Raw genomic sequence first — 13,375 nt, forward strand, 5'->3', positions numbered from 1 at the left:
AAAATACTAATATCTGTAACATCTGTATTTTACAAAATATATCTAACAATTTGGGATATTAATTCAACAGTCTTTTAGATATATTAGATTTGATTAGATAGTTTTGCGCAATTGGAAAAAGTAGAAGTGATAATATAAAAACTGTGACTACTATTATTAGACGTTCTTTACTTATAATATTACGTCTATTATAAGTAGATGATGATGTCTTACTTTTATTCATATTTTTTCGGGCATTGATAGCTGCTAGCCGTTGCTTTTCATTTTCCTCTAATATCTTTAGCTCTAAAGTGTAGAAGTCTTTAAATTGTTTATCATTACTCATTTTTTTGGCAAGGTTAATAGTATTGGTAAAACTGAAGTCATATATTTATAAAAAATACATATTCACTTGATAGTTTCTTTTATTTGTTATTCTTTGTATAAGAACCTAAGTTAAATCTATTGATTAATTTATACTCGTTTATTTGTAATAATTCTTATAAAACTTTCTCATGAATAGTTGTCTTTATTAAGAATGATTTCTGCTCAGTGTTGTGTCAAAAATGTACACTTGTTTTGATGTTGGTAAAGGGGAGTACCAAAACAAACAATAACATTATTAAAATAAGAGTTCTCGATAAGTTATATTTTTATATAGAATTCTGATTCGCATTTATATTTGCAGCTAGAGATTTTTTGATTATAGTCTTTAGAAGCTTTTTATGCTTATGGTTAGGATTATTTCTTAGACAATCAAGAGCATATTGCTGCAATATAACAAGAGGAAGAGTTATATCATCGCGCATTTTTATTGATCTTTCTTTTACTGGGTTTGCATGTAAAAAATCTTCTTTTTTACCTGTTACTGCTAATAAATATTTTTTAGCTAGACTATGCTCATTTAGTATTTGTTGCCAAAAGTCACTATATTTAAGATCTTTATTTATATGCTTTGTCATATTAAAGTTAGTTTGAGCAATGCTTTGTAGAGCGTTATCGAAGATTCCTTTAATTATAAGTGAGCGCCTATATATCTTCTGAATTAGTGCTAAGTTACTCTTATCCTTTTGTATTACTGTATGTATTGCTGTTCCTAGACCATAAAATGCTAAGATGCTTTGCCTCATTTGTGTCCAAGCAGCGCCATATGGAATAGCTCGAAGATCCTCTAATTTGATTTTATCTCCGGAGTTTCTCTTTGATGGGCGTGATCCCACGTTCATCTCACTGATATATTTTAGAGGAGTTACTTCTGTAAGATAATCTATAAACTGAGGATGGTTTTTAAGATCTATATATGTGTCAAAGGATAGTTTACCTAATTTATTTATAAGAGATAGTTCTGTAGAGTTTAGCTTATGTGCATTATGTAGATTTAGTTTCCCATATAATCCTGATGTTAATATTTGTTCTAGGTTATATTGAGCACTATCAGCATTACCAAATTTAGAAGATATACTTTGTCCTTGTATAGTTACTTGCACATCATGATTTGAAACCACGTTTGATAGCCCTCTGTAGAATAAAAACATATCACCACCGCCACGTGAAGGAGGACCGCCACGACCATCAAAGAAGATAGGCTTAATTCCTTTAGAACTAAGATATTTACTAAGAGCTCTTTTAGCTTCAAGTATTGACCAGTTAGCCATAAAGTAACCACCATCTTTTGTCCCATCAGAGAATCCTAGCATTATTGTTTGAGAGTTTTGCCAGATTTGCAAGTTATCAGTATAGAGTTTGATCTTTAGTAAATCATCTAAGATTTGTGTTGAGTTTTTCAAATCTTCCATAGTCTCAAACAGAGGAACAACTTCAATTTTTATTTTGTTTTTATTTTGCGCATTTTTATTGAAAAGCTTAAATAACGTCAAAACCTCTAATATACTCACTGTAGAATCAGCATTACTGATAATATATCTTTCAATTGATTCATAACCATTTTGCTGTTGTATATACTGTATAGTAGAGATAGTCTCTAGAAGTTCCTTAGCTAATTCACTGCTAGTTTCTAACTCCGTTAAACTTTTTTGTTTAGCTACTTTTATAAGGAGTTTTATTTTTTCTGAGTGATCTAAATTTTTATATTCTATATTATAATTTTTTCTAAAAATTTCGTCGAAAAATTGACTATGTATTTTAGCATTTTGACGTATATCTAGTTTTGCGAAATAAAAACCAAAAATTTTTACTTTTAGAATTAGATTATCAATTTTATCGACAAATAATGAGTCATATTGTGTATCTATAATATCTTTTACTTTAACTAATTCATTTAGAAAATTTTGTGCTGAGATATATTTGTTAGCTTTTAGTTTCTTTCTGATTTTTGTTATTTCTTCATGGACGTTTTCAAAAGTTAGTTTTTTACTTAGTTTTTTTAAATCCTTATTGTAGCAATTAAAGATATTTGTTCTTAAATGTTTTGAAACTTTTTTAGTTACATTTGCAGTAACGAATGGGTTACCATCTCGATCTCCACCTGGCCAAAAGCCAATTTCAATATTTGTATTATCATTAGTAAGTTTATGTTGGATTTTAGGAATAATATTGTAAAAAATATTATTTAAATACCATATTATTGATACAGCCTCATCTTCAGGAGTTGGTTTAGTCTTATTGCTAAATTTAGTCTTTCCCATTTGTAGGAAAATATCACGAATTTTATTTATATCATTATCTAAAATAGCCTTTTTAAGATCATGAATAATTGGTAGTACTAACTTTGCATAAAATTGAGTAGGGTGAGCTGTAAGAACAAGTCTAGTTTTATATTCCTTGAGAACCCTAGTTAGAGTGTTTTGCTTGTTATTTCTTTCAACCCTTCTTGCTAGTCTAGTTATACTATACTCACCACTTAAATCATGCGTTTTAGAATAAGCAGCTTCTTCTAGGGCATCAACTAAGACTATTTGTCTCTCTATATAACGTATAAATTTTATAAATGTTTCAAGCTTCTCTTCTTCAGACATTTCGGGGTAAATATTTTCTATAATTTCTATAGGATCTTTACCATTATTTAGCTCATTTTTACAAATATTAGAGAATGTTGCTAATTTAAAATTTGCATTATGTTTTTTATCAAGAGGGGTACTTAAAAAAAGACCATTTAACATTTTATACTTAAGCTCAACTTGAGATTTATAGTTTTCTAATAGCTCGTTTTCAATAGAGTAAAATGACATAGGCACCTCCTATAATTTAAATAAGCCTATAAAGGCTAATAGTCTATTTTAAACTATTTATGCTAGCAGTGTATTTATTTTAGTTTTACACAAAGAGTTTTAGATCTATGCCCAAATAGCAACTATAGCCATAATTGCAAAGCCAAGGATTACAAAGAAATATTGTTTAGTATTGCAGCAGCCTTTAATGAGTACAGATTTGTCTAGACCATGTAATGTACCAAGATAAATAAATGTTCCGGCAGCGATTGATGTAAATACAGGCTCTATATATGGGTTAGAAACGTAATTAAGAGTTTCTTGTCCGAGTATTATTCCTAGGGGCGTCATTAATGTAAAAAGGATAAAGAGAATTGCTCTAACAGCTAGTCTAAGATTGGTTTTGTTAATGCTTATTGATAAAGCAAAGCTTGCTGCCCACTTGTGTGCCATAATAGCCGCAAATATTATTAAAGCAATACTAGTTTGTTCTGACAATCCTAAAGCAGCACCTTCAAAGAAACTATGGATGGATAACATAATAGTTGCCATTATTGCCATAAAAGTTAGATTGTTCTTATTTGCTTTGGATAGAGAACTACCTATATGCTCAATTAGTAGAAATAATAGTATCGTTACTCCAGCTATCAAAAAAGCAAAAGGGTATTTTACATTCAAGCTTGCAAAGTCACTAGCTGAATCACCTAGCATATGAATTAAGCCTGCTCCTAAAAAAATACCGTTGGCTAAGGCATCTCCAATCGGAAATTCAAATGTTGGATTTGATGCTTTTTTTATAAAAGGGAATATCCCAGATATTATAGTTACAAGTAATATTACTAGAAGTATAATCGTTTCGAAGTTACTCATCAAAAGTTGATATTAATTACCGTTAGCTAAATAGTACATAAAATTACAAACTGTTACAATATAACAGTTTGTTAAAATAATGATTATTGGTTTATACTTAGAAGTAAACAATATATTCAAAGTAGGTGATATGGATCTAATAAAGCAAGCAGAAATATATTGTAAATCTTATAAATACAGGTTTACAGAACCACGAGAACGTGTGCTAGAGGCGATAGTGAAACAAAAAGATCCAGTTACTGCTTATGATATTTTAAGACTTTTATCTACTGAAAAAGATATCAAACCACCAACTATTTATAGAGCGATTGATTTTTGGCTAAAGCATGGCTTCATACATAGAATTGAAAGTATGAACTGTTATATAGTTTGTAACTTTAATCATAAGCATAAGGGTACACAAATACTTATTTGTGAAAAGTGTGGAACTACTAAAGAAACCTGTGTAGATGACAAGTATATCTCTGATGAGATTAGTGAAAAAGAGTCATTCTTAGTCCATAGTTGGAGTATGGAGATTCGTGGTATTTGCTCAAAGTGTGCTTAGATATTTTATTTGATGACTCTAGTTATTAGGTTCTAGCTTTAATGTTGATTCATCATATCTTATTTCCTCAAACCCTCTGCCTTTTAAATTAATTTTGACTTTACCTTTTTCTGACAGAATTGAATTATATTTTAGAGCATAGTTTTGTGAAATTTTGGCGTATTTACTATTAAGAATACATATAAAAGCTAACCATTTGATTACAAGCTTACTTTTAATTAAATCTATAGGGATATAATCATTATAGATAAGATAATTCTTGTTTATATAAGGAATTCTTGGGGCTAATATGAAGAGTTTTTGTAAGTAAGAATTTCGCTTACCGCAGTAGCTATAAAAATAAAACTCTGTTAGATCATTATAAAAATATAACTTGTTTTTGAAGTCGTCTTCAAAATATAGCTGGCCAGAATTATTCATTTTCACAATGAAATTTATTTTTTGTTTTAATCCTTTATCTTCGGTAATACTATAGGTAAATTTATCATCTAAAATAAACCCAAATTTAGCTTTTATTGAGTTATCTATAATAACTGAGGTTATAGCAGTATCTCTTTTTGGAATAGTATTAAAGTATAATTTTTCTCCTATGTAATATTTATCAAAACAGAAGTTTATAGTTTCCGCATTATGAAATATAGAGTTTTGTACTTGAATGTGGATGTGTGGTTCTGGGGAGTGGCCACTGTTGCCACATTTTGCTAAAGCATCATTTATATAAACATAGTCACCAACTTTTACATTTAGAGAAAATTGCATAATATGACATATCTTGATAAATAAACCTTGATGGTTTTTTATTGTTATATAATTGCCCCAGTTATTCGCTCTATCTATATTGCCAATAGAATTATCTATTAGATCATGTCTACAATCGACAATATAACCCTCTACAGGAGATAAAATACTTTCGCCAAAACATATGTAGCTTTCTAAAGAATTTTGATCCCCTATATATGTTTTGGTATTCTCTTTTTTTACAAAATCATAAGCAAATTGGTATTTTCCTTTATGAGTCCATTTGTCATTAAATCCTTGGTAAACATGCCACTCTCCACTAAATGGTAGATTAATTTTAGGAGTTTTCCCAAATCTATAGATTCTACTCAGATAGCTTAAGAAAGACTTCTCAGGAGTTGACTTTATAACATGATTAATATCTTTGTACTCTAGGCCTTTTAGGGTAAAAATAAAAGCTATTGTTACAATACTAAAAGGTAGTGTAAAGACAGGAGTGGCATAGTAGTTTAAGATAATTTCGATCATGTTCGTTATGATAACGGTAGAGGCTATAGCAAAAAGAGTTATTACAAAACTTCTAAATGTTGGTATTAGTAATATTCCATATAATGCAACTCCAGTTAGGATATAATTAAAAGCATATAAGTCATTTAATGCTAGAGTTAAAGATCCACTCAGAAGAAATTCAAAATAAATCCCAAAAATATAACTAAGTATGGCTGTGAGAAATATTATTCTTGATGAAACAAAAATTACAAATAATATTACTAACCCAACAATGTTACTTGGGAGGAAGAATATACTTCCTAGAGCTTTTAAAAAGCTACTAATAATTATCGGAAGGTTAATGTCAAAGCTTGTCAGATCCTTTAATAGATGATTATTAAATCCTAAGAATTTTATTGAAGCTATATAACAAATTATGGCGATTATTGAAAAAGGTAGAGATAGTATAGGAATCTGATATCTAGCGAATATTTTTGTAAAAATGTAGCAAGTAATAAATGTTAAAACTGATAATGTAGCTACAAGGCAGATAGATATAATAGAAAAGGGTAATATATAGCCTATAGCTAAACCTACTAATAGAGCATTACAAAAGTAGAGCTCATAGCTTATTAGGCTATTATTTGAGATATCGATTAGCTTTATAAAAATAATATTCACTAAAATTGCTATTATTCCACATAGCGTCATAGAAGGGCTTATAAATAGAGATAATAAAATAACTACAAAAATTAATTTACTATCCAAAAAAAGTACAGAGCTATAAGGCTTTAAGAAATTTTTTAATTTTAACATTTATGGAACTTCTCTAAAATTAACTGTCTCAAGGTTATCTACTTTTTTAATTAGTTTAGCTTTACCATCATTATCAATTAACACTACAGCAGGTTTATATCTTATAAACTGCATTGATTGGGTATAGTTATAAGCTCCAATAGGAGAGATTGATAAAACTGAGTTTCTATCTAAAGGAGGTAACATGATATTTTCTTCGATTACATCTATATTCATACACAATGGACCGTTTAATACAGATGGCTCAGTTATTTCTCCATAATCTTTATCTGTCTCTATATTAAAATTATACCAAGTCGATGTGTATAGGTTATTTATTCCAGCATCTAAGGTGTATGCCTTTCTACCATCAGGTAATCTTTTCCAGTTACATATAGATGTAAGAAGATATCCTGCTCCATCTATTAAATGACGACCTGTCTCTAAATAAAGCTCTGGTAAGTCTTGAGACCTATTTTGCTCATATATTGTGTTAACAATAGCACAAGCATAATCATCAGCAGTAGGTACTATAACATCTGGAGACTGATAAATACCTTTTAGATTACTTTTACTAGCAAAACCACCTCCTATATCGATGTATTTTATTTCATTAGAGAATTTTTGCTCAACTTCATATTTGAATTGCATTAACTTTGTTGTAGCTAGTTTATAAGCATTTGCATCTAATATAAATGTGCCTATATGAGTATGAAGACCTGTTAAAAATAGCTTGTTATTTTTATGTATTCTTGCAACAGCATTCAGAGCATCACCACTCTCATAATTAAAACCAAATTTACTCCATTGCGGATATATGCCTGTATCCATGTTGAGTCTAATTGCAACGGGAATTTTTATTTGTAGTTCATCAGCTATTTGCTCTAGATCATTTAGTTCAAATAGATTATCAATGTGTATTTTTGCACCTTCTTGAACTGCAATTCTTAAATCTTTTTTTGGTTTGTATGGACCATTAAAAATAATATCTTTGCCACTAATACCAAGATTTCTTGCCTTTTGATATTCAAACTCACTTACTACTTCAGCACTAGATCCAAGATCATGAAAAACTTTACATATTTGATTTAAATAATTGGTTTTATAACTCCAACTAAATTTTACTTTTGGATATCTTGAACTAAATGCTTCATGCAGAGTTCTATACTTTTTTTCTATCTGCTGTTGTGAGAAGACAAATAAAGGGCTTCCAAATTTTTTAACTAGCTTGTTTACACTTACATCGTCGATACTTTCTCTTATTCTCTGCTTGAAAAATGAGCCTCCATATTTAGATGCCATTGTAAAATCTAATTTAGTTATTATAGGTTTTGAGTATGTTTTTTTCATTTTATCTTGTTTCTTTATTTAGAACTAAATTTTTATATTCATCAAAATCAGCTACAATCTCATCAACGAATCTTACGTATATTTTATTGATAGGGTAGTCTAATTTAGTTTCAAAGCTTTCATTTTGAATTATCTTTATTAGCATTTCTGGTAAGTTTATACCAATCTCTGTAGCTAAGTGTACCCAAGCTGGGAAACGTGGGTTGATCTCTATCATATAGATGCCATTGCTATTAACTATACATTCAAGCTCAAAGGCACCTTGCCATTTTGTTAGTTTGGTAAACTCTTGGGCTACTTGCATAAGTAAATCATTTTTTATAGTTAAACCTAGCCAAACTTTACCTAAATCAGTTGTTGTTAGCTTTTTGATTGCTACAGCACCTTTTAGAACACCTTTACCATTAGCAATACCTGCTAGATTTATTTCTTCGCCATCTATACATTCTTGTAGCAAAATGGGTAAACCCCATTCGTTATAAATATTATAAAAAGCATTTATAGCATTATTAGTATCAGAAACTTTATATGCTTTGTAATAGTTACCTTTTATCATTAGAGGAAAACTTAGGTCTTCTATAGTTTTATGAAGCTCTGCTATAGTGTTTACTTGGTAGGTTTTTGGATATTTTATGCCTAGCTTGCAGCAAAGCTTATCTAATCTATTTTTATTTCTAAGCTCGAAGTTCTCTTGAGATGGTAGACAGAGATTTATACCTATTTCTTTAGAAATTTGATCTTGATATTTGATATATAAAGGTAATTCGGCATCTAAGTTTGGTATGACTACCTGGATGTTATCTTTTTTCTTTATATATTCTAAGCGTGCTTTTAATTCATTAAACCCTGATGATGGATATGGCATTAGATAAGTTTTTGAAAATAGGTTTTGATAATTACCTGGTTCGCTAGCATCATAGCTTAGACCTATGAGAGAGAATTTGTTACTTAAACTTTTTGCAACAGGTATTCCTGGAGCAGGGTTATCAGTATTATTTAATCCACTTATTGCTATTTTCATTTATATTAAATTGTATATTTTAAGTTTTGAGATAAAGTCACTAACATCAATGTATAGTTCTTGTTCAGCTATATCATACTCTTTGCTTAGATCTTCTATAATTTCTTGAGTTGTTTTGTTTTTCTGTAATAGAGCTATCATTTTTTTTGCTACTTCATTTACTTGGTAGCTGTTACCCATAGATGGATGAAATATAATACCACTTTCATTAAGTTGTAGTTGATTTACCGAAGACATTATTTTTTTAAATAATTTTTTCTAAATTAAAGCATATATATTTATTTATAACTATAGGTTTCTAGTTTTGGATATAAATAATCTTGTATGTGAATATGCTATTGCTATATAAATTAACTTTTAAAATCTTGAAACAATCAATCTTCTAGTTTAATCTTTAAGCAATTTTATTTCTAAGGTTTTAATTATTATGGTTACAACAAGATTTGCACCAAGCCCAACGGGTTTTTTACATGTTGGCGGGGTGCGTACAGCATTATTTAGCTGGTTATATGCGAAAAATAATAATGGCAAGTTTATTCTAAGAATCGAAGACACTGATTTAGAAAGATCTACGCAAGAAGCAGTTGACGCAATTTTAGATGGAATGAAGTGGTTAGGTCTAAAAAATGATGGTGAAACTTATTACCAAACTAAGCGTTTTGATCGATATAAAGAAGTTGTTAATCAACTTATAGCAGATGGTAAAGCATATTACTGTAGTTGTTCTAAACAAAGACTTGATGAGCTAAGAGAATATCAACAAGCAAATAATCTTAAGACGGGTTATGATAGTAAATGTCGTAATGAAAACTATGTACCTAAAGAGGGTGAAAGTTTTGTTATAAGGTTTAAAAATCCTAAAGATGGTGTGGTGAGTTGGGATGATGCTGTAAAAGGTAAGATTTCTATAGCTAATCAAGAGTTGGATGATATGATTATCCAAAGAGCTGATGGTTCACCAACTTATAACTTTTGTGTTGTGGTTGATGATATTGATATGGCAATTACTCACGTGATCCGTGGTGATGACCATGTTAATAATACTCCTAAACAGATCAATATTTACAAAGCATTAAATGCTAATATTCCTGTATTTGCTCATGTGCCAATGATTCTTGGGCCAGATGGGGCGAAGTTATCTAAGCGTCATGGTGCTGTTAATGTGATGGCATATCGTGAAGATGGTTATTTGCCACAAGCAATGCTTAACTATCTTGTTAGGCTAGGGTGGTCGCATGGCGATCAAGAAATCTTCTCTATTGATGAGATGATAAATACATTTAACTTAGATCATATTAGCGCATCGCCATCAAGATTTGATTTTGAGAAACTTAAATGGATAAATAAGCATTATATCAAAGAGTCTAGATTTGAAGATATTCATTCAGAAGTTGAGTATCATTTTGCAAAAGCCAATTTAGATATTAATAATGGTCCAGACTTACAAGAGCTTGTTGCTGTAATGGCAGAGAAAGTTGATACTTTAGTTGAGCTTGCTGAGAAGTCTAGCTATTTTTATAATGATAATATTCAATATGATGAAAATGCAGTCAAGAAACATTTTAAAGCAGCTACTGGCGATATATTAAAAGTTGCTCTAGAAAAGTTTGAAGCACTAAGTGCTGAGCAGTGGCAAGATTCAGAAGCATTACATCATGTTGTTGGTAGTACAGCAGAACAATGTGAGGTAGGTATGGGCAAAGTAGGTATGCCTTTAAGGGTCGCTATTACAGGCTCTGGACAATCTCCAGATATTGGGATTACATTGAAATTATTAGGTAAAGAAAAAGTCATCTCAAGAGTGTCTAAAGCAATAAATACTATCGCTAATAATTAGTATACTAATCAGTAAATTATCACCTGTTAATAACAACTAATAGTTATCCTTATATTTTCAATTTTGCTGTAGCAAGTTATTTAGTTGAATATATTTTTTGTTAGACTGTAAAAATCTATTATTTTACAGAAACACTAAAAAATTATGGAAAATAAAAGTATAAATAGTGGTCCAGGACTTTTTTCTGCGATAGCTATCGGGGTTGGTTGTATTATTGGAAGTGGTTGGTTATTTGCAGCTTATTATGCTTCAAAACAAGCTGGTTCAGCATCTCTTATATCTTGGTTAATTGGTGCTGGGATGGTTTTGATACTCTCTTTGCTACTTGGTGAGGTTGCTTCATTTAAGCCCGTACGTGGACTTTTTGGTAGATTGCTAACTATCAGTCATAATCCAGATATGGGTTTTGTGGTAGCAATTTCAAATTGGGTTGGGTTACTTTTAACAATACCATCAGAAGCACAGGCAACGATTCAGTATTTAAGTACAGCTTATCCAAAAATTGAACCTTATATTTTTGCTAACCATGATCTTACTTATATAGGTGTTTTATGTGTAGTTGTTTTAATATTTATTTATGGTTTGATTAACTATTGGGGTGTCAAGACGCTTACTAAGTTCACTAATTTTATGACTATATTTAAAATTGGAGTACCTGTTCTTACTGGATTAATTCTGCTTTATACTTCATTTAATAAACATAATTTTGTGGCATATCATGATAGTTTTAATCCTTATGGCTATGGGGCTGTCTTCTCTGCGGTTGTTACATGCGGTATTTTTTATTCATTCTATGGATTTGGAACTATCGCAACATTTTGTTCAGAAATCAAAAATCCAAAGCGTAATATCCCTCTAGCATTAACGGGGTGTATAGTTATATGTTTGGTTATCTATTTATTATTGCAAGTTGCTTTTATTGGAGCATTACCTAGTCATCTATTAGCTCATGGTTGGCATCAGTTGAACTTTACGTCTCCATTAGCACAATTGATGTTGCTTCTTAACTTAAATGTATTTGCAATATGTTTATACATAGATGCTGCAATAAGCCCATCTGGGACAGCTACAGTTTATGCAGGGTCTGCAGGTAGAATATTTACAGGGATGGCTCAAGATAAGCAAATGCCAGCATTCTTTGCAAAGATGCATGAGCAGTTTAATCTTTCTAGAAGATCATTAGTTTTTGGCTTACTTATATGTATAGGTATTGTTTTATTTTTTAGAAGTTGGCAGCAACTAATGATTGTTGTCGCAGTTTTTCAACTTTTGACTTGCGTAGCGATACCTATTGCATATGTTAAGTTAAATACTGAAATGAAGAAAGCTACGGATATATTTCATGTTCCTTGTGGACGTATATTAAGTGGATTTGTATATTTGTTAGTTTCATATTTAATAATACAGTCTGGTCTTAAGGCAGTAGTATTTTCATTAATAATACATATTATCTTATTTGTAGTTTATGCTGTGAGTTATTATCGTTCAGCTAAAGGAATTAAAAAGGCATTTGCTTCTTCATGGAGTGTATTTCTTTATATGATACTGATAGTAATTGGCGCATATTTTCAAGAAGTAAATGATTTAAGCTCAGCACTTTCAATTCTAATATTTTTTGTTGTAATGTTGGTTTGTTATTACTTTTTGTTGAAGCAAAAAACTTATGCAAACAGCATATTATAAAAAATCTTTTAAAAAGAGTGAAAAATATTAATTATTTTTTATAAAAACCTTGACTAAGTTGTAAAAGTCATTATAATACCTCTCATATCGCTGGAAACAGTGGTTCAAAGTCTTATGTCCCGTTCGTCTAGAGGCCTAGGACACCGCCCTTTCACGGCGGCAACAGGGGTTCGAATCCCCTACGGGATGCCAAATTTAAAAAGCCACCATTGAGTGGCTTTTTTTATATTTGCTGAAAAATATTTTTTGTTTTATTGCTGGCATAATTTATTTTGAAGTAGTTTGAAGGGTTATTTTGGGTTGTGTGGGTAGTGCGGTACTATATGGATCCATACTTTCCAGTATTACGCTATTTGGGGATATTCTGCAGTGTTTTCCAATTGTTATATTGCCTAGAATTTTAGCACCAGCTCCAATTATTACTTGATCTTCAATCGTTGGATGGCGTTTTGTGTGTCTTAGTTTTGGATTTCCAGATGATCCTAATGTTACACCATGATATAGCGACACATAGTTTCCTACTATAGCGGTTTCACCGATTACAATACCCATACCATGATCAATAAAGCAATAAGAACCTATTGTTGCGCCTGGATGTATTTCAATTCCTGTGAGAAAACGAGAAATATGCGATAGTAGTCTACCCAAGAACTTTAATTTACAACGCCATAATAGGTTCGCAGGTCTATGTAGTAATATGGCATGTAGTCCAGGATATGCAAATATTATTTCAAGAATGCTTGGTGCAGCAGGATCTTGCTGTTGGTAGTATCTTAATAGTTTAATCATAAAACTCTCAGCATTGTCAGAGTGTTTTACTATACTAAAGACTGTTGAATTAATATCCCAAATTGTTAGATATATTTTGTAAAATACAGATGTTACAGATATTAGTATTT

General features: G+C 30.5%; 11 protein-coding genes and 1 tRNA gene. 4 read left to right on the forward strand and 8 right to left on the reverse strand.

Features of this window, described 5'->3' with window-relative positions; translation table 11 throughout:
* Positions 1-58: 58 nt before the first annotated feature.
* From R8535_RS09515 to R8535_RS09525, 3 genes are all read right to left on the reverse strand, one after another.
* Positions 59-325, reverse strand: a complete 267-nt coding sequence (locus R8535_RS09515; RefSeq protein ID WP_329498720.1) for a hypothetical protein — start codon at positions 323-325, stop codon at positions 59-61.
* 307 nt (positions 326-632) lie between these two features.
* Complete coding sequence (locus R8535_RS09520) at positions 633-3,167, reverse strand: phosphoenolpyruvate carboxylase (protein WP_329498719.1); 2,535 nt, start codon at positions 3,165-3,167, stop codon at positions 633-635.
* Between the two features lie 105 nt (positions 3,168-3,272).
* Entirely contained in the window at positions 3,273-4,016 is a 744-nt protein-coding gene (locus R8535_RS09525) for a ZIP family metal transporter (RefSeq protein ID WP_329498718.1), read from the reverse strand.
* A gap of 130 nt (positions 4,017-4,146) precedes the next feature.
* Here R8535_RS09525 and R8535_RS09530 point away from each other — a divergent pair, with 130 nt between their 5' ends.
* On the forward strand, positions 4,147-4,563 hold the full coding sequence (locus R8535_RS09530; RefSeq protein WP_329498716.1) for a Fur family transcriptional regulator: 417 nt from the start codon (positions 4,147-4,149) through the stop codon (positions 4,561-4,563).
* 18 nt (positions 4,564-4,581) lie between these two features.
* Here the strand turns inward: R8535_RS09530 and R8535_RS09535 are convergent, their stop codons facing one another.
* The 4 genes from R8535_RS09535 to R8535_RS09550 are packed head-to-tail and all read right to left on the reverse strand — an operon-like array spanning position 4,582 to position 9,193.
* The gene (locus R8535_RS09535) at positions 4,582-6,606 is read right to left on the reverse strand and encodes an urea transporter (protein WP_329498714.1); all 2,025 of its coding nucleotides are present in this window, start codon (positions 6,604-6,606) and stop codon (positions 4,582-4,584) included.
* Positions 6,607-7,935, reverse strand: coding sequence for an alanine racemase (locus tag R8535_RS09540; RefSeq protein ID WP_329498712.1), 1,329 nt, complete (start codon positions 7,933-7,935; stop codon positions 6,607-6,609).
* Between the two features lies 1 nt (position 7,936).
* Positions 7,937-8,956 (reverse strand): ATP-grasp domain-containing protein, encoded by a 1,020-nt coding sequence (locus R8535_RS09545; RefSeq protein WP_329498710.1) that lies wholly within the window; start codon positions 8,954-8,956, stop codon positions 7,937-7,939.
* Positions 8,957-9,193 (reverse strand): PqqD family protein, encoded by a 237-nt coding sequence (locus R8535_RS09550; RefSeq protein ID WP_329498708.1) that lies wholly within the window; start codon positions 9,191-9,193, stop codon positions 8,957-8,959.
* Positions 9,194-9,383: 190 nt separating this feature from the next.
* Between R8535_RS09550 and gltX the strand changes: the two genes are divergently transcribed.
* The 3 genes from gltX (at position 9,384) to R8535_RS09565 (ending at position 12,668) form a co-directional block, all read left to right on the forward strand.
* Positions 9,384-10,793: a glutamate--tRNA ligase gene (gene gltX, locus R8535_RS09555; protein ID WP_329498707.1), complete on the forward strand. Its 1,410-nt coding sequence runs from the start codon at positions 9,384-9,386 to the stop codon at positions 10,791-10,793.
* A 144-nt stretch (positions 10,794-10,937) separates the two neighbouring features.
* Positions 10,938-12,476 carry an APC family permease gene (locus tag R8535_RS09560; protein ID WP_329498705.1) on the forward strand — a complete coding sequence of 513 codons (1,539 nt, stop codon included), beginning with the start codon at positions 10,938-10,940 and terminating at the stop codon, positions 12,474-12,476.
* A gap of 116 nt (positions 12,477-12,592) precedes the next feature.
* Positions 12,593-12,668, forward strand: a tRNA-Glu gene (locus R8535_RS09565).
* A gap of 75 nt (positions 12,669-12,743) precedes the next feature.
* Here the strand turns inward: R8535_RS09565 and epsC are convergent.
* Positions 12,744-13,375 (reverse strand): serine O-acetyltransferase EpsC (epsC, locus tag R8535_RS09570; RefSeq protein ID WP_329498704.1); only part of this gene is annotated, 632 nt, incomplete at its 5' end.

Origin of the sequence: Francisella sp. 19S2-4 (assembly GCF_036281795.1) — a bacterium.
GTDB lineage: Bacteria > Pseudomonadota > Gammaproteobacteria > Francisellales > Francisellaceae > Francisella.